The sequence below is a fragment of the Pseudomonas sp. SW-3 genome (genome assembly GCF_016615645.1).
Taxonomy (GTDB): Bacteria; Pseudomonadota; Gammaproteobacteria; order Pseudomonadales; family Pseudomonadaceae; genus Aquipseudomonas; species Aquipseudomonas mandelii.
Genome location: NZ_CP067098.1, coordinates 3,898,222 through 3,915,457 on the forward strand (window position 1 = coordinate 3,898,222; position 17,236 = coordinate 3,915,457).

The 17,236-nt window shown below is 59.5% G+C and carries 18 protein-coding genes; 11 read left to right on the forward strand and 7 right to left on the reverse strand.

Going from position 1 to position 17,236, the window contains the following annotated elements; genetic code table 11:
* Nucleotides 1–125: 125 nt before the first annotated feature.
* A complete protein-coding gene (locus JIO00_RS17375; RefSeq protein ID WP_200666416.1) occupies nt 126–1,067 on the forward strand; it encodes a class I SAM-dependent methyltransferase in 942 nt (313 codons plus the stop codon).
* A 137-nt stretch (nt 1,068–1,204) separates the two neighbouring features.
* Here the strand turns inward: JIO00_RS17375 and JIO00_RS17380 are convergent, their stop codons facing one another.
* Nucleotides 1,205–1,978, reverse strand: a complete 774-nt coding sequence (locus JIO00_RS17380) for a helix-turn-helix transcriptional regulator (RefSeq protein WP_200666417.1) — start codon at nt 1,976–1,978, stop codon at nt 1,205–1,207.
* Between the two features lie 111 nt (nt 1,979–2,089).
* Between JIO00_RS17380 and JIO00_RS17385 the strand changes: the two genes are divergently transcribed.
* Both JIO00_RS17385 and JIO00_RS17390 read left to right on the forward strand, forming a co-directional pair.
* Nucleotides 2,090–3,193, forward strand: a complete 1,104-nt coding sequence (locus JIO00_RS17385; RefSeq protein ID WP_200666419.1) for an extracellular solute-binding protein — start codon at nt 2,090–2,092, stop codon at nt 3,191–3,193.
* A 65-nt stretch (nt 3,194–3,258) separates the two neighbouring features.
* Nucleotides 3,259–4,386 carry a DmpA family aminopeptidase gene (locus JIO00_RS17390; protein ID WP_200666421.1) on the forward strand — a complete coding sequence of 376 codons (1,128 nt, stop codon included), beginning with the start codon at nt 3,259–3,261 and terminating at the stop codon, nt 4,384–4,386.
* Nucleotides 4,387–4,434: 48 nt separating this feature from the next.
* Here the strand turns inward: JIO00_RS17390 and JIO00_RS17395 are convergent, their stop codons facing one another.
* Entirely contained in the window at nt 4,435–4,887 is a 453-nt protein-coding gene (locus tag JIO00_RS17395) for a cupin domain-containing protein (RefSeq protein ID WP_010455330.1), read from the reverse strand.
* Between the two features lie 145 nt (nt 4,888–5,032).
* Complete coding sequence (locus tag JIO00_RS17400) at nt 5,033–5,482, reverse strand: winged helix-turn-helix transcriptional regulator (RefSeq protein ID WP_010455332.1); 450 nt, start codon at nt 5,480–5,482, stop codon at nt 5,033–5,035.
* A gap of 207 nt (nt 5,483–5,689) precedes the next feature.
* Here JIO00_RS17400 and JIO00_RS17405 point away from each other — a divergent pair, with 207 nt between their 5' ends.
* The 5 genes from JIO00_RS17405 to msrA all read left to right on the forward strand — a co-directional run bounded on the left by JIO00_RS17405 (nt 5,690) and on the right by msrA (nt 9,303).
* Entirely contained in the window at nt 5,690–6,472 is a 783-nt protein-coding gene (locus tag JIO00_RS17405; protein WP_200666423.1) for an SDR family NAD(P)-dependent oxidoreductase, read from the forward strand.
* A 169-nt stretch (nt 6,473–6,641) separates the two neighbouring features.
* Entirely contained in the window at nt 6,642–7,061 is a 420-nt protein-coding gene (locus JIO00_RS17410) for an organic hydroperoxide resistance protein (protein WP_010455335.1), read from the forward strand.
* A 550-nt stretch (nt 7,062–7,611) separates the two neighbouring features.
* Nucleotides 7,612–8,064, forward strand: coding sequence for an Ohr family peroxiredoxin (locus JIO00_RS17415; RefSeq protein WP_077749454.1), 453 nt, complete (start codon nt 7,612–7,614; stop codon nt 8,062–8,064).
* Between the two features lie 109 nt (nt 8,065–8,173).
* On the forward strand, nt 8,174–8,626 hold the full coding sequence (locus JIO00_RS17420) for an Ohr family peroxiredoxin (protein ID WP_083376469.1): 453 nt from the start codon (nt 8,174–8,176) through the stop codon (nt 8,624–8,626).
* A 170-nt stretch (nt 8,627–8,796) separates the two neighbouring features.
* The gene (gene msrA / locus JIO00_RS17425; RefSeq protein WP_010455339.1) at nt 8,797–9,303 is read left to right on the forward strand and encodes a peptide-methionine (S)-S-oxide reductase MsrA; all 507 of its coding nucleotides are present in this window, start codon (nt 8,797–8,799) and stop codon (nt 9,301–9,303) included.
* 152 nt (nt 9,304–9,455) lie between these two features.
* Here msrA and ptrR read toward each other — a convergent pair whose 3' ends face one another.
* Nucleotides 9,456–10,334: a putrescine utilization regulator PtrR gene (gene ptrR / locus JIO00_RS17430; RefSeq protein WP_010455340.1), complete on the reverse strand. Its 879-nt coding sequence runs from the start codon at nt 10,332–10,334 to the stop codon at nt 9,456–9,458.
* A gap of 101 nt (nt 10,335–10,435) precedes the next feature.
* Here ptrR and JIO00_RS17435 point away from each other — a divergent pair, with 101 nt between their 5' ends.
* Nucleotides 10,436–11,827: an aldehyde dehydrogenase family protein gene (locus JIO00_RS17435; protein ID WP_200666425.1), complete on the forward strand. Its 1,392-nt coding sequence runs from the start codon at nt 10,436–10,438 to the stop codon at nt 11,825–11,827.
* A 75-nt stretch (nt 11,828–11,902) separates the two neighbouring features.
* Here the strand turns inward: JIO00_RS17435 and JIO00_RS17440 are convergent, their stop codons facing one another.
* Entirely contained in the window at nt 11,903–12,847 is a 945-nt protein-coding gene (locus JIO00_RS17440) for an aldo/keto reductase (RefSeq protein ID WP_083376467.1), read from the reverse strand.
* Nucleotides 12,834–14,120 carry an NTP/NDP exchange transporter gene (locus JIO00_RS17445; protein ID WP_200666427.1) on the reverse strand — a complete coding sequence of 429 codons (1,287 nt, stop codon included), beginning with the start codon at nt 14,118–14,120 and terminating at the stop codon, nt 12,834–12,836. The genes JIO00_RS17440 and JIO00_RS17445 overlap by 14 nt, the downstream gene beginning before the upstream one ends.
* A gap of 124 nt (nt 14,121–14,244) precedes the next feature.
* Between JIO00_RS17445 and JIO00_RS17450 the strand changes: the two genes are divergently transcribed.
* On the forward strand, nt 14,245–15,009 hold the full coding sequence (locus JIO00_RS17450) for an alpha/beta hydrolase (RefSeq protein ID WP_234452896.1): 765 nt from the start codon (nt 14,245–14,247) through the stop codon (nt 15,007–15,009).
* An 82-nt stretch (nt 15,010–15,091) separates the two neighbouring features.
* Here the strand turns inward: JIO00_RS17450 and JIO00_RS17455 are convergent, their stop codons facing one another.
* Entirely contained in the window at nt 15,092–16,069 is a 978-nt protein-coding gene (locus JIO00_RS17455) for an NAD-dependent epimerase (protein ID WP_172791207.1), read from the reverse strand.
* 611 nt (nt 16,070–16,680) lie between these two features.
* On the opposite strand from JIO00_RS17455, the gene rfaH reads away from it, so the two are divergent.
* Complete coding sequence (rfaH, locus tag JIO00_RS17460; RefSeq protein WP_200666431.1) at nt 16,681–17,217, forward strand: transcription/translation regulatory transformer protein RfaH; 537 nt, start codon at nt 16,681–16,683, stop codon at nt 17,215–17,217.
* Nucleotides 17,218–17,236 lie beyond the last annotated feature (19 nt).

Here is a 17,236-nt window from a genome sequence, read left to right on the forward strand (position 1 = left end):
GCAAAACGACGACCACTTTAGACGCGGGCACTAAAAAATCCACTGAATCGTTTGCCGCCTCGAAACCCTCCATCAGCTCAATTGTGGTTAAAATGCCGCCCCCTCAAACTGCTGGCCCCTGCCCGATGAACGCTGACGCTCTCTCCACCCTTCACGACCATTTGCTGACCGCCCTGGCCGATGCCCCCGCGGAAACCCGCCGGCTGTTCCATGGTCGGGGCCGGTGCTGGCCCGGGCTGGAGCAATTGACCGTAGACTGGCTGCAAGGGGTGGTGCTGGTGTCGCTGTTCAAGGAGCCTGAAGCGGCGCAGCTGGAAGATTTGAAGCGGTTGCTGATGACGGTCACGGAATCGGCGCAGTGGCAACAATCAGGGGCGCACACCCTGTTGCTGCAACACCGCTACCTGCTGCAAAGCACCACCGAATGGCTGCTTGGGGAAGCGATCGAAGAATTGATCATCACCGAGGGTGGCCTGCGTTATCGGGTGGACCTGGGCCGCAAGCAGAACACCGGGTTGTTCCTCGACATGCGCTACGGCCGCGACTGGGTGCGGGCCAATGCCGCAGGCAAGCGCGTGTTGAATCTGTTCGCCTACACCTGCGGCTTTTCGGTCGCCGCCATCGAGGGAGGCGCCGAACACGTGGTCAACCTGGACATGTCGAGCCCGGCGCTGAACCGTGGTCGCGACAACCATCGGCTCAATGGCCATGACATGAGCAAGGTGAGTTTTCTCGGCCACGACTTGTTCAAGTCCTGGGGCAAGGTGATCGGCAAGGGCCCTTACGACCTGGTCATCATCGATCCACCGTCCTTTCAGAAAGGCAGTTTCCTGCTGACCAAGGATTACCAGCGCGTGCTGCGTCGGCTGCCGGAGTTACTCAGCCCCGAAGGGACGGTGCTGGCGTGCATGAACGATCCGGCGTTCGGCGCGGACTTCCTGATCGATGGCGTGATGCGTGAAGCGCCGGGCTTGCGGTTCGAGCGGCGGCTGGAGAATCCGCCGGAGTTTCCGGATGCTGATGTTGAATGCGGGTTGAAGGCGCTGGTGTTCGCACTGAAGGACTGAGTGCTGCTGACTGTGGGAGCGACGATTCGACTTGCTCGCGATGGCGGTGGGTCAGTCGATACCTGTGTTGAATAATAAATCGCCATCGCGAGCAGGCTCGCTCCCACAGGGGGGCTGGTGTGAGGCTACTGCTTGGGTCAACGCGGCTGCAACACCAGCGCAAACAGCTCGCCGTGACCGTTCACATTGAGTTTGTGATAGAGGTTGCGTCGATGCACTTTCACCGTCTCCGGCGAGATGCCCATTTGCTGGGCAATGGCTTTGCTGGAGAAGCCTTGGAGAATCAGTCGAGCCGTTTCGACTTCGCGTACTGACAATCGCGCATCGAAGCGATCCAGCAAGGTGGCCAGATCGCCGGCCACGGCCTCGGCAGTCGTACCTTGCGGCGGCATCAATTGCTGGTGCCGGCGCATGGCCGACAGCACCCAATCGCGCACGCACAGCAACCGCCCTTGCTCTTCAAGCGTGAACCGCGTCGAGCGACCCAGCGATAAGCCGAGCACGGCGCCGTCGATGTTGACCATGAACTGCAGCTCGTCACCGCCGACCACCGAGCGGAAGTAGCTCAGGTAATACTCGCTCTGCTGAAACTGGTCGGGAGCCACCGAGTCGAGGCTGTGCAGGCCATCGGCAATGCCCGCGCAAGCCGCTTGGTAAAACGGATCGAGCAGGTACATGCCGGCGCTGTAGTCCACCAGTTCTTCGTGTTCGGTGGCACCACCTTTTGAGTCGAAGTCGATCAGCAAACGGGGCACTCGCCCCTCCCGCATCACCGCCACCAGTGCGTTGTCCAGCGGCACCAGCAGCCGCAGCGTGTCGACCAGCGCGCGCCAGAAACCGTCCTGACCCAACGCGTCAAATACCCGCGCCAGCCCTTGGTGCACCGGCAACTCTTTCAACAACGCGTCCACGCACTACCCCTTTCGAGTAACCCATGATGGGAATGGGTGTGTACCCCGCCTGCCTATACGCTGCAAGCACCTGTTCATCACCGGCCTGCAGCAGGCCAGGAGTGCCGCATCATGAGTCGTCGCCGTCAACAGATCAATCTTGGACTGAGCGCCTGTATGTGCGTTTCGCTGTCGGCGGTCGCTGCCGAGGGGCCCACGGTTCATGTCTACAACTGGTATGACTACATCGGCCCCACCACCCTGCACGACTTCAAGCGCGACACCGGAATCGAGCCGGTTTACGACACCTTTGACAGTGCCGAAGTGCTGGAAGGCAAACTGCTCACCAGCCGCAGCGGGTACGACGTGGTGGTGGCGAGTAACTTCAGCCTGCCGACCCTGATCAAGGCCGGCGCCTTGGCACCACTGCCTCGCGCACAGATGCCGGATTTCAAGAACATGGACACCGAGCTGCTGGCGAAACTGGCCAACAACGATCCGGGCAACCAGTACGCCGTGCCGTACCTGTGGGGCACCAACGGCATCGGCTACAACATCGACAAGGTCCGTGCCGCACTGGGTGACAAGGCGCCGGTGGATTCCTGGGACCTGGTGTTCAACGAAGAGAACCTGGCCAAACTCGGCCAGTGCGGGGTGGCGATGCTCGACTCGCCGTCGGAGATGTTGCCGGTCGCCCTGCACTACCTGGGCTTGCCGCCGAACAGCACCAGCCCCGAGGACTACAAAAAGGCCGAAGCACTGCTGCTCAAGCTGCGTCCGCACATCGCCTACTTCAACTCGTCGAAGTTCATCAGCGACCTGGCCAACGGCAACATTTGTGTGGCGGTGGGCTGGTCCGGCGCGATGCTCGAAGCCAAGACCAACGCCGAGCAGGCCAAGAATGGCGTGAAGATCGCTTATAGCCTGCCGAAGGAAGGTGCGCCGGTCTGGTTCGACACGCTGGTGTTGCTCAAGGACGCACCGCATCCAGAGCAAGGCCTGGCCTTCATCGACTACCTCATGCGCCCCGAAGTCATCGCCCCGGTCAGCGATCACCTGTCCTACCCCAACGGCAACCGCAGCGCGACACCGCTGGTGGCTGAATCGACCCGCAACAACCCCGCTGTTTATCCGTCGGCCGAAGCACTGGCGACATTGTTCACCCTTCAACCATTGCCGCCGGCCATCGAGCGGGTGCGCACACGGATCTGGAGCAAGGTGAAGAACGGGCAGTAATTCAGGCTGCTACAGGGATCGCATCAGCCACGCATTTTTTGAATAAATTGAAGATGAGAGAACCGATGAAACCACGTGCCCGCGACTTGAACATCCAGTTCGGCCAACTGCAACCCGGCCCCCTCAACGCCATTACCGATGTGCCCGGCGTGCGCGTCGGCCACAGCGATGTCCGCGGACGGACCGCCAATGGCCGCGACATCTGCACCGGCGTGACCCTGATCGAACCGCGTGCCGGGTCCACCAATCAGCAACCGTGTTTTGCCGGCGTCCATGTGCTCAACGGCAACGGTGACGCCACGGGTCTTGAGTGGATTCGTGAAGCCGGCTTGCTGACCAGCCCGATCGCCTTCACCAACACCCACAGCCTGGGCGTGGTGCGCGATGCGCTGATTGCCCTGGATCGTCAGGCTCAGCCCGATGACGGACGACTTTACTGGAACATGCCGGTGGTGCTGGAGACCTTCGACGGCCTGCTCAGCGACATCAACGGTTTTCATGTGAAGCCTGAACATGTGGCCGAGGCCCAGCGCAATGCCGTCGGCGGACCGGTGACGGAAGGCGCGGTGGGCGGTGGCAGCGGGATGATCTGTCACGAATTCAAGGGGGGCATCGGCACGTCTTCGCGCCAATTGAGCAAGGCGCAGGGAGGCTGGACCGTCGGTGCGATCGTCCAGGCCAACCATGGCATTCGCAGTGAACTGCGCGTCGACGGTTACCCGGTCGGTCGCTATATGGAACAGGCTGACTCACCGTTCCTCAGGGCATCGCTGCCTTATCCGGGCATGGGCTCGATCGTCGTTTGCCTGGCGACCGATGCGCCGCTGCTGCCGCATCAATGCACGCGCCTCGCACAGCGCGCCAGCCTCGGGCTTGCCCGCACTGGCGGCGGCAACGAAGACCACAGCGGCGACATTTTCATCGCCTTCGCCACCGGCAACCAACACGTACCACCGGCCGCTTATGAAGGCAAAGGTGCACCCACCTGCAACAACCTGAGCATGGTCAACAACGACCACATCAGTGAGTTGTTTTTGGCCGCGACTGAAGCGGTGGAGGAAGCGATCATCAACGCCGTGCTGGCGGCTGAAACGACGGAAGGTAACGGCCACACCGTGCCGGGGCTGGACGCGAAAACACTGCTCAAGGCCTTGCGTCAGGCGGGTTGGCCGGGGGAAACAGTCGGGATCTGAATGCGCTTTAACGAAGACGCCCGATGCAGTGCATCGGGCGGCTATCGCTTATTTTTCCAGGATCAACAGCGGCGTGTCTTTTTTCACCAGGTACGTCGCCAGCTCCGAAGCTTTGCCGTCACCGACGTTCTTCGCGACATGCGCAGTGCCTGCGGGGATGTACAAGGAGTCACCGGCCTTGAGCGTGACGGGCGCCCGCCCTTCGAGTTGATACTCAAACGTGCCCGAGATGACGTAGGCGACCTCCACCCCAGGATGAGAATGCTTGGGGGAAGTGACGCCCGGGTCGAAATCGACACGCACCTGAATCACCTCACCCTTGGAAATATCGAGGTCCTGGCGCACCAGGTCCGTGCGGTGCAGGCCTGTCTGCCAGCTTTTTGCCGGAGTGGCTTGCGCCGGCGCTTTGGCTTCTTCAGCCGCGAAAGCGTTGAGTGATACGGCGGCAGCCAGGGCGATGCCGAGCAGGCCTGCGGTGTGACGGGAGTTGATACGGGACATCGCAATTCTCCAATGAATGCCGCGGTTGCGGTGGCTTCATTACGAGGTCGCGGTGTATCGCGCAAGTGTCGAGAACAGCATGGTTTTGTATGCCCAGGTAACTACCGGCGCCGGGGATACGTTCGGATACAACCGCAGATGCGCATCAGTGCGCAACGCCGAATCTGGTCACGATGTCTTCTGGCTTGAGCTGTCGCCCGTCCATTGAAACCAACTGCAATTTCTGGATTGGCTGACGATCCTGTGCGTCGACCATGACGGATCCCGCTTCGCCGGGTTCGTACAAAAACTCGTTGCCCCACTGCGACAAGGCAATCAGGACGGTTTGCAAGGCCCTGCCCTTTTCAGTCAGCACGTACTCCTTGTAGATGCTTCCATCAGCCGCCGGCTCCATCCGCATCACACCTTCTGCCACCAGGCCTTTGAGGCGGGTGCTCAGAATGTTTTTCGCGACATTCAGGCTTTTCTGAAAATCGCTGAAGCGTTTTGTGCCTGAGAGCGCATCACGAATGATCAGCAAGGACCACCAATCGCCAATGAGGTCCAGGGATCGAGCGACCGGACACGGACTGCCCTGCAAGCTTTTGCGCTTCACGTAAACGAACCTCCACCAAAAGGGTGCCAACGCTGACGATAATTTGGTCAGATGGCAGGTGGTTGCATAATACAACCCATGCTGGTAAAAATCACTTCCATTGGTTTCATAATGAAACCGACAACCCGATTTCGAGTGATTCCCTGTGCCAGACGCACAGTGATTTCGCCCTCAATGGTTGCATGATAAAACCGTAGGAGATTCCCAATGAAACTGGCTGGAAAAACTGCATTCATCACCGGCGGCAACAGCGGCCTGGGCCTGGCCACCGCCAGACTGTTTATCGCTGAAGGCGCAAAAGTGGCGATCACCGGTCGCAGTCAAAAAACCCTGGATGAAGCCCGGGAGGCGCTGGGGCCAAACCTGCTGGCGATCCAGGTGGACCTGACCGACGTGAAAGAGATCGAGCGCGCCGTATCAGAAGCCGTCGCAGCATTCGGCAAGCTGGACATCGTGTTCGCCAATGCCGGTATCGCCGGACAGACCCCGGTTGGCGGCACTTCGCTGGAAACCTTCCAGACCATTATCCAGACCAACCTCACCGGCACGTTTTTCACCGTGCAGGCAGCCGAACCGCACCTCAATCCGGGTGCTTCGATCATTTTGAACGGGTCGGTGCACGCGGTGATGGGATGGCCGGGTTACAGCGCCTACGCAGCAAGCAAGGGCGCCGTTCGTTCCATGACACGGGTGATGGCCGCAGAATTTGCGCCGCGCGGCATTCGCGTCAACCAGATTACCCCCGGAGCTGCACGCACACCGGTCTGGAACCCCCACACGGTGAAAGTGGGAATGGATGCGCTGGAGGAAAAACTGAACACCACGATCCCGCTCGGTCGCATTGGCGAAGCGGAAGAAGTGGCCACCGTCGCCTTGTTCCTCGCCTCCAGCGACTCTTCGAATGTCGTCGGTGCGGAGATTGTTGTCGACGGCGGTGCAACCAGTTCGCCATTGGGCGCACCGGCTCACCGAAAAAACTGGCAGGCGTAACGGGTTTGTATCGGCGTGTATGTTCGCTGACGATCTTACACAGCGATACACAACCAGCGGATCAGGACACATAGGCACTACATAAAGGTGGAAAAGTGGGGCTTCTCCCGTTCGTCCGTACGCGGCGACATAAACGGTGAGGCCCCCAACCCTTTAGCAGGAACCCGTCATGATCAATGAAATCGACACCGTGCTGTATACCGGAAAGACCCACACCACTGGCGGCCGCGACGGCGAATCGAAGAGTTCGGATGGACGTCTGGACATCAAGCTTTCCCCGCCAGGCTCTTCAGGGGCTGGGACCAATCCCGAACAGCTATTGGCTGCAGGCTGGTCGGCCTGTTTCATCGGCGCGATCGGTAAAGCGGCTGCCGCGCTGAAGGTGACCTTGCCGAGCGGTGTCGCCGTTGATGCCGAAGTGGATCTGGGCAAGACCGACAACGCCTTTTTCCTCCAGGCACGCCTCAATGTCAGCCTTCCTGGTCTCGATCCTGTTGTCGCACGGGCGTTAGTCGATGCCGCCCATCAAACCTGCCCGTACTCCAAAGCGACCCGTGGCAACATCGACGTCACGCTTAATCTGGTTTAAACCGGGCCCATAATGCGGCCTGCCATCCCGGCAGGCTGTACCGAGTTTTTCCCCATAGCATTTATCCATCCTGCCGCCGTTGATCAAGGACGAAATCGGTCTAAAAAGTCCGGTTTGCGTTTCGCAGCCTTTGCTATTCTAAAACCTGTAGGTGAAGACGCAGACTGATGCGCAAGAGGATAGCGAGGAAGCGTGGGGCGCGCTCCTAAGGGTACACGGTTAGAAAGATTCTCCGAGTTGAGATCCAGCCCTTATGCCGTGTGAAGCAGGACAGCACAAAACTGTTCTGTCAGAAGCCTGATAAACCTTGTAAGCCAGAGACCAGCGCTGGCCACCTACTCTATTTCGAAGCCCGCCTTGTGCGGGCTTTTTCGTTGTGTGCAGGACCGGCAGCCAATGCCACCCCCCACTCAATCCAACCGTTCGTCGCCAAGCAGGCCTTTCCCCTATTGACTTCAATTGGCGACTGCGCGAGTATTATTTGCATCGCATACGATACAAACGTATACGCCATACAAACAAACCTAGTACACCTTTGAGGATTCATCCCATGAGCAAGATCGAAAAAGTCCTGGCCTCCGGCAAAACCCACACCACCATGAGCAGCACCGGTACCACTTCGCGCGGCCATAACGGCAGCCTCGACATCGTGCTTTCGTCACCTGGCAGCGACAAGCCCGTTCATGAATTCAAAGGCACTCAGCCACACCCGAAAGCCGAGCAACTGTTTGCCGGTGCCTGGTCGGCCTGCTACATCGCCGCCGTCGGTCTGGCTGCCAAACAGCGCAACGTTGAGCTTCCCTCCGATGTGTCCGTCGATATCGAAGTCGACCTTGGCCAGACCGGCGACGCTTACTTCCTCCAGGCACGCCTGACGCTGCGCGCTCCAGGTCTGGATCAGGCCGTCGCGACAGAAATCGCCCACGCCGCAGACCAGATCTGCCCGTACTCCAAAGCAACACGCGGCAACATTGACGTGGCCCTGAACGTAGTCACGGCCTGATACACAGCGACGCTTTGACATCATTTGGCTTTCAAGAAATCTCACATATATCGCATGCGATCAAAGCGCACACGAAAACAAACTCATTAAAACATTCAGGTAATCATCCATGAGCAAGATCGAAAAAGTACTGGCCACCGGCAAAACCCACACCACCGCCAGCAGCACCGGTAACACCTCACGCGGCCACAACGGCAGCCTCGACATCGCCCTCTCGTCGCCCGGCAACACCCAGCCTGCGCACGTGTTCGCCGCCACCCAGCCGCACCCGGCCGCCGAGCAATTGTTCGCCGGCGCATGGTCGGCCTGCTACACCGCCGCTGTCGGGCTGGTGGCCAATGACCTGAACGTTGTGCTGCCGGCGGACATGTCTGTCGACATCGAAGTCGACGTCGGCCAGACCGGTGCGGATTACTTCCTTCAAGCTCGATTGACCCTGCGCGTGCCCGGCCTGGCGGACGACGTTGCAAAGACCCTGGCACACACCGCCGACCAGATCTGCCCGTACTCGAAGGCGACCCGTGGCAACATCGACGTGGACTTGAAAGTCCTCACGGCGTGATGCACCGCACGGCGGGTTCGACGTTACCCTGCACGTCGACCCGCCGGAAGGCAGCAACGAAGTTCTCGGACGCGACCTGTCTGATGCAGAATGAGTTCACGCCACTGCAGACCTCGATCGAGCGCCTGCGCAACAACCTGATCACATCAATGAACACTGAGGAGTAAGCGATGACCACGCACACTGAAACCGCAATCCTGGCCGGCGGCTGCTTCTGGGGCATGCAGGATCTGATAAGGAAACAGAAAGGCGTGCTGTCGACTCGAGTCGGCTACTCCGGCGGCGACGTGCCCAATGCAACGTATCGCAACCACGGCACCCATGCCGAAGCAATCGAGATCGAGTTTGACCCGGCCATTACCAGCTACCGCCAGATCCTTGAGTTTTTCTTCCAGATTCACGATCCGTCGACCGCCAATCGTCAGGGTAACGACATCGGTCTCAGCTACCGTTCGGCGATTTTCTATTTGAATGAAGAACAGAAGGCAGTGGCCGAGGACACCGTGGCCGATGTGAATGCATCTGGTCTCTGGCCCGGCAAGGCGGTCACCGAAATCGCCCCCGCCGGCCCGTTCTGGGAGGCAGAGCCGGAGCATCAGGACTACCTCGAACGGCTGCCGACCGGTTACACCTGCCATTTCATTCGGCCGAACTGGAAACTGCCCAAGCGCGCATGACGCGGTACACCCTGGGTTCCGGCAGCGGCGTCCAGGCACCGTGGCATCAGGTATTGGCCTCGCAGGGCAGGCTAAACAGCACGCCGACCGACGTCAGTCTCAATACCCTTGTGGGAGCGAGCTTGCTCCCGCAGGGTTTGCGTTTAAAGGATTCAGGCGTCTTGCTGCACCACGCCGCGTTCTTCCAGCAAGCGCACAAACATGGTCAGGCTTTGCGACACCGTCCCTCTGCGCCACACCAGCCAGGTGCGCAAAAACCGGAAGGCTGGCGACAACGGCCAGACACTCACCGTGGTGCAGCCCGGCATGCTTTCGAGCATGCTGCGCGGCATCAGCGCCAGGCCGGCTCCGGCGCTGACGCAGGCCAGCATGCCGTGATAGGACTCCATTTCGAAGATTTTCCCGGGCACTGCCGAGTCCTTGGCGAACCAGCTTTCGAAGTGGTGACGGTAGGAGCAATTGGAGCGAAACGCATAGATGTTTTCGCCGTTGACCTCCCGCGCGCGGTGGATCGGGGCATGGTTGAGCGGCGCGATCAGCACCATTTCTTCCTCGAATGCCGGCACGCCTTCCAGTGCCGGGTGCAGCACCGGGCCGTCGACAAACGCAGCGGCCAGTCGGCCCGACAGCACACCGTCGATCATGGTCCCGGACGGTCCGGTGGACAGATCGAGCTCGACCTTGGCGTGCTTCTGGTTATACGCGGCCAACAGCTCGGGGATGCGCACCGCCGCCGTGCTTTCCAGCGAACCTAGCGCAAAGGTGCCTTGGGGTTCTTCACCGGCCACCGTCGCCCGGGCCTCCTGCACCAAGTCGAGAATGCGCCGGGCGTAATCGAGAAAACTCCAGCCGGCGGGCGACAGGCGCAGACGGCTTTTCTCGCGGATAAACAGGTCCACGCCCAAGTCCTGCTCCAGTTGCTTGATCCGTGTCGTCAGGTTCGACGGCACTCGATGGATGTGTTGGGCAGCCACGCTGATGCTGCCGTGCTCGGCCACTGCTTTGAAAATTTCCAGCTGAACCAGATCCACAGTCATTCTCCAAACGTGAACGATATGCTCAGCATTATTCAGTTTCCAGAAAACTAACGCCACCGTAACCTGAGCGTATTCCCACCTAGCAGGACGGTGCCATGACCAACGTTTCCAGCCTCACCCACGCCATTTCGATCAACCCCGCCACCGGCGAGCAGATCGGCCACTACCCATTTGAATCCGCTTCGGCGCTGCAAGCCGCACTGTCCCGAGCCGCTGACGGATTCCGTGTCTGGCGCAGCACAGCGGTGGCGCAACGCTCACAGCTTTTGATCGCCCTGGCGCAAGCGTTACGCGGTAACGCCGCAGCGATGGCGAACATGATTACTCTGGAGATGGGCAAGCCGATTACCCAGGCCCGCGGTGAAATCGAAAAATGTGCCCAGCTCTGCGAGTGGTACGCCGAACACGGCCCGGCCATGCTGACCGCCGAGCCGACCCTGGTTGAAGGCGGCAAAGCACGCATCGAATATCGCCCGCTCGGCCCGATTCTCGCGGTGATGCCGTGGAATTTCCCGATCTGGCAGGTCCTGCGTGGCGCCGTACCCGCGCTGATCGCCGGCAACACCTACGTGCTCAAACATGCGCCAAACGTGATGGGCAGCGCTTACCTGCTGCAGGAAGCCTTCAAGCAAGCCGACTTCCCTGAAGGTGTGTTCGAGGTCATCAACGTCACGCCAGAGGGCGTCTCCACGGCGATCGCTGATCCTCGCATCGCAGCGGTGACCCTCACCGGCAGCGTGCGCGCCGGCATGGCCATCGGTGCGCAGGCCGGTGCAGCGTTGAAGAAATGCGTACTGGAACTGGGCGGTTCCGATCCTTTCATCGTGCTCGACGACGCCGACCTCGACGAAGCCGTCAAAGCCGCGGTGATTGGCCGTTATCAGAACACCGGGCAAGTCTGCGCGGCAGCCAAACGCTTGATCGTCGAACAAGGCATCGTCGAGGAATTCACGCGCAAGTTCGTCGAGGCCACGGGCAAACTGGTGGTCGGCGATCCACTGGCCGCCGACTCTTACATCGGCCCGATGGCTCGCTTCGATCTGCGTGATGAACTGGATCAACAGGTGCGCGACACCCTGGAAGAAGGCGCGACATTGTTGCTGGGCGGCAAAAAGGCTGAAGGCCCGGGCAACTTCTACGAGCCTACGGTCTTCAAGGATGTCACCGACCAAATGACTTCGTTCAAGCAGGAACTGTTCGGCCCGGTCGCCTCGATCATCACCGCACGCGATGCCACCCATGCGCTGGAGCTCGCCAATGACAGCGAATTCGGACTCGCCGCGACGATCTACACCGGCAACGTCGAACGTGCCCAGCAGATGGCCGGCGAACTGGAAACCGGTGGCGTGTTCATCAATGGCTACTGCGCAAGCGACCCGCGCGTCACCTTCGGCGGCGTGAAGAAAAGCGGTTTTGGCCGCGAGCTGTCGCACTTCGGCGTGCGCGAGTTTTGCAATGCGCAGACGGTTTGGCTGGATCGCCGCTGATCGTCTCCAGTGGCCCGGGAGTCTTTTCACGCCCGGGCCTCTGCGCTTTATTCGTTCAGAAAATAGACCTTGTCGTTAACCGACGATATCGATCAACTGCTCGCGCTGCGCACCGGTCAGCATCGGCCCGAAACCGGCGCCGGCGTTGTCCGCCATGTAGCGCGGGTTGCCGGTACCGGGAATCACGCAGGTCACCGCCGGATGCGACAGCAAGAACTTCAGCGCCATCTGCGGCCAACTGTTGACCCTCACGTCCGCCGCCCAGCGCGGCAAGGGTTTGTCCTTCAAGCGGCTGAGCAGGTTGCCGCCGCCGAACGGCCGATTGCAGATCACCGCCACGCCACGTTCGCGGCACAGCGGCAGGATGCGTTTCTCGACGCCGCGGTCATCCAGCGCATAGTTGATCTGCAAGAAATCCAACGGCTCGGCCTTGAGTACCGCTTCCACCTCGTCATACGCCGACGCCGTGTAATGGGTGATGCCGATGTAGCGGATGCGCCCTTCTTCCTTCCATTTGCGCAAGGTCGGCAAATGGGTTTGCCAGTCCAGCAGGTTATGGATCTGCATCAGATCGATGCGATCGGTTTGCAGCAGTTTGAAGGACTGCTCCATCTGCGCGATGCCTTCTTCGCGGCCACGGGTCCAGACCTTGGTGGCCAGGAAAGCGGGCGAACGTGGCTCATGAATCGACAGCAACTCACCGGTCGTCTCTTCCGCCCGGCCGTACATCGGCGAGCTGTCGATTACCTTTCCGCCCTTCTCGAACAATGCGCGCAGAACGGCGGGCAACTGCTTGTAGGCGGGGCTCGAAGGCCCGACATCAAACCCGCGATAGGTGCCCAACCCGACAAGGGGCAATGGCTCGGAGCTGGAAGGAATGGCGCGGGTCAGCATGTTCTTGCCTCCTGTGTCCTTCGACGGCGTGGTTGCAGCGAAGGCCGGGCCGAAGGTGAAAACCGCCGAAGCACCGGCAGCCAGCGTGAGTATTTGGCGACGTGTGTATTCATCAGTGTGGCTCATGGAATGACCCTTCCACCTTTTTGCTTTCAACCTGTTTTTCCTGATGCCTGGCCAGCCACAGGCATAACCAGCCCCACAGCCCGGCAAACGGCACGATCACCAGCGCCACCAGACCAAAACCGGCGCCCAATGCCGTCAGACCGACCGACAACCAGCCACTGGCGGCGTCTCCGCCGCGATACACCAGGGTTTCGATCACATTCTTGGCCTTGTACTTTTCCTCGCGGCTGACCACGGTCCACAACACTTCACGCGCCGGTCGCACGATGGCGAACTCGACCGCACGACGCAGCCCCTGCGCCAGGGCGACGGTAGCGGGCACGGGCGCCAGCGCCATGGCGCTAAACGCCACGATGGTCGCCAGCGGCAATGCCACCAGCGCCCCGCCGACACCGACCAGCCGAATCAACGGCGCCGTCAGAAGCAGTTGAAAGATCAAGGTCAGCGCCGACACGATCAAATCGACCACGGCGAAGAATTGCGTCCGGCTGGCCACATCAGCATAGCTACCCGCCACAATCCGTCCCTGCTCGAAATACAACAAGGTTGCGGCGCTGGTGTGCAGCAACATGAACAACACCAGTCCCAGCAGATAAGGCGAACGCGTAATCAACGTGATCCCGGCCAGCATGCTGCCGCCCATGCGCCGATCCTCCATCAAGCGGCTGCCGGACTGCGATTGGGTGCGCGAGAGCAGCGCCCGATAGCAGCGCACCGCGACTTCCAGCAGCAACGCCGCCGCGACGGTCAACGCCACCGGGCCCAAGCGCGTGGCCATGGTCGCGGCCAGCAACGGCCCGATGAACGTGCCCAGGGTGCCCCCCGCGGCGATGAATCCGAACAGCCGCCGCCCTTGTTCACTGGAAAACCGGTCGACCAGCACGCTCCAGAAAATGCTGACGATGAACAGGTTGTAGATGCTGATCCAGACGAAAAACACCCGCCCGACGGCCACCGGCGCAATGCGATTGGCGATCAACACACCAAACACCAGCATCGACGCGGCGATCACGCGATAGATCAACGGCACGAACCGCGTGGCCGGCAGCCGCGACGCCAGCGCTCCGAACACCGGCACCATCAGCAACATCACCACGAACGTCGCCGTGAACAGCCACTGCAATTTGTCGGCACCGCCCTCAAGGCCCAGGGCATCGCGCAACGGTCGCACCAGGTAATAACTGGCCAGCACGCAAAAATGGAACGCGAACCCCAGCATCAGGGCGGTTCTTTCGCCGGGCTGCACGTCGAGCCATTTTGCCGCGATGGGCATGGGCGCCCTCCTCTGTAGCCGGGCTTGGTGTGCCCCGCTACCGATGAACTAAACTCTGGCTCCGATTCAGTGGATTGGGTTTCTCAGCCCAGAGCCGTCAATGTCGCCCACTAAAGTTAGCCGAATGCCACGAACCCTGGTGTTAATCGTCGTCATCCTTGCCGCCTTGTACCTGGCGCTCTGTGCAGCGCTGTTCGTGTTTCAGCGCGCGCTCATCTACTTCCCGCAGCCCAGCGCCATCGAGACGCCCGAAACGCTGCTCAAACTGACGGTGGACGATGCGGACGTGGCGGTGTCGATCAGGCCCCACGACGGGCCGAAGGCGTTGATCTATTTCGGCGGCAATGCCGAGGATGTTTCTCGCAACCTGCCAGGGTTCGCCCAGGCATTCCCGGACCATGCGATCTATTTGCTGCACTATCGAGGTTTCGGGGAAAGCTCCGGCTCGCCTTCGGAGGAGTCAATTCAGCGCGATGCCATGACCTTGTTTGACAAGGTCTACGATACTCATCCGCACATCGCCGTGGTCGGACGCAGCCTCGGTTCGGGGGTCGCCGTGCGCCTCGCCAGCCAGCGGCCGGCCTCGAGCCTGATCCTGATTACGCCCTACAACAGCCTGGAAGACCTCGCCGTGCGCCAGTTCCCGTGGTTTCCGGTGAAGTGGTTGCTGCAGGAGCGCTTTGAATCTTGGAAGTACGCGGCGCACATCAAGATACCGACGCTGCTGATCGCGGCGGAGCACGATGAAGTCATACCGCGCTCAAGCACCGAGCTGCTCTACACGCATTTCGCCAAAGGCGTGGCCACGCTGCGAGTCGTACCGGGGGCGGGCCACAATTCCATTTCCGAAAGTCCCGAATACCTGAAATTACTTGGCGATGCGCTGTGAACAACGCCTGTCTACGACCTGTAGCAGCTGCCCTGCTGGCTTCTCGAACCGGTGGATTTCGTATCGGATTGAAGCGTCAGACTCAGACCTGGTAGAAGTCGCGATACCACGTCACAAACTGCTTCACGCCTGCATCAACCTCAACCTGGGGCGAGAAACCGACCCAGTCTGCCAGCGCCGACACATCGGCCCATGTCTTGACGACATCGCCCGGCTGCATCGGCAAATAATTGCGCTGCGCTGTTATGCCCAGCGCCGCTTCCAGGCATTCGACAAAATCGAGCAACGCGACCGGTTTTCCACGCCCGATGTTGAAAATCCGGTTGACGCCATTTGCCTCCTTGTCCGGGACCGGCGGCTTCGCAAGCAACCGGGCGATGCTTTCGACAATATCGTCGACATAGGTGAAATCACGCGCCATCTGGCCATGGTTGTAGATATCAATCGGCCGGCCCTTGAGCATCGCTTCGGTGAACGTGAACAGCGCCATGTCTGGACGTCCCCAAGGACCGTACACGGTAAAAAAACGCAGGCCGCTGGCACCAATCCCATAGAGATGGCAGTAGCTGTGGGCAAGCAATTCATTGGCGCGCTTGCTGGCAGCGTACAGCGACACCGGTTGATCGACCGGGTCGTCGACGCTGAACGGGAGTTTGCTGTTGGCGCCATACACCGAACTGCTCGACGCATAGATCAAGTGCACAGGCCGGTAGTGCCGGCAGGCTTCGAGCACGTTCAGAAATCCCACCAGATTCGATTGCGCATACACATCCGGGTTATCCAGCGAATAACGAACCCCCGCTTGCGCCGCCAGATGCACGACCTCGGTGAACTTATTGTCTTCGAATAACGCCATCAAGGACGGCTTATCGACAATGTCCATTCTCTGAAAACGGAAACCTTGCAATTCGCTCAGTTGCTTGAGCCGGGCGTGTTTCAATTCCACGCTGTAATACGCGTTGAGGTTGTCGATACCAACAACATCACGCCCTTCCAGGCACAATCGTTTGACCGTGTGATACCCGATGAAACCTGCCGCGCCAGTCACGAGAATAGTCATAATACCGCCCCGCTTGCCTAATCACAGGCAGTTAGTTATAGCGTTGCAATGACCGTGATTCCAAGTTTTATAACTGGCCCCATCAGGGTGGCATCCTTCCGGTTTGCCCGCCCCCCACGACGACTATTTATAGCTAAAAAAGTTTAATCCGTTCGACGGAAACTAAATCAGCTTTAAAAACAATAACTTGAACATTGCCGAATGCACTTTTGGATGAAAGGCATGTTTTTTGACAAGGAACGTTTGACAGCTTGTCGTGAGTGGTCAATAACTACACGGGTCTGATGAAACAGAATTCGAGTGCAGTTTGTTCGTTTATCGCTGCTTCTCAGACAACTTCTGAAGTCTTTGTTTTTTGCGGCCCCTTTGTATGGACCGTGCGGTAGCTTTGTCTCCGAATAATGACTCAAGCTATATATCCAACAGGCTGTCAGATATAGCGGACATTCATTATCACGCTGTTACGCTTATGTAACACCACCTGATTCATTATTGACACACGTCTTCGCCCCCTCACATAAAAACAACAACTCTGCCTGGCTTAATTACTTCTCGGGCCTCTATAGAGCCACTGCCTGCCTAAACTTTCGATATATACGGAGTTTACCAGCATGCCAGCAATCCGTTCCGAACGCTCTAACTGGTACCTTCTGCAGTGCAAGCCTCACCAGGATGAACGAGCCCACCTAAACCTGCTTCAACAAAACTATGTCGTATTTCACCCCCAACTGTTGAGTGAACGCCTGATTCGCGGCAAATATCAGAGGGTGCGCGAGTCCCTTTTTCCCGGGTATCTGTTTATCCATCTTGGCGGTAATGACAACTGGGCGCCCATACGCTCCACTCGGGGCGTCAGTCGTTTCGTCGAATTCAATCATGGTCCTGCGACGGTGGCTGAGAACGTCATCGAGCACCTGCGTGCGCGCTGTTTCGAATCATCGGTATCCCAAGATGCCCCGCCCCTTACGCCCGGCGACCACCTGCAAATTATCCGTGGACCACTGTCGACACTCGAGGGGATTTTCATCACCTCACATGGGGCTGAGCGCGTCATGATCCTGATGCAGTTTCTGAATCGGGACCAGGCGATCTGCATGCCCTTGAGTGACCTCGAACTTCAGCACCCCTCGTTTCAATCCAATATCTGACTGATCGCTTATTCCAGGA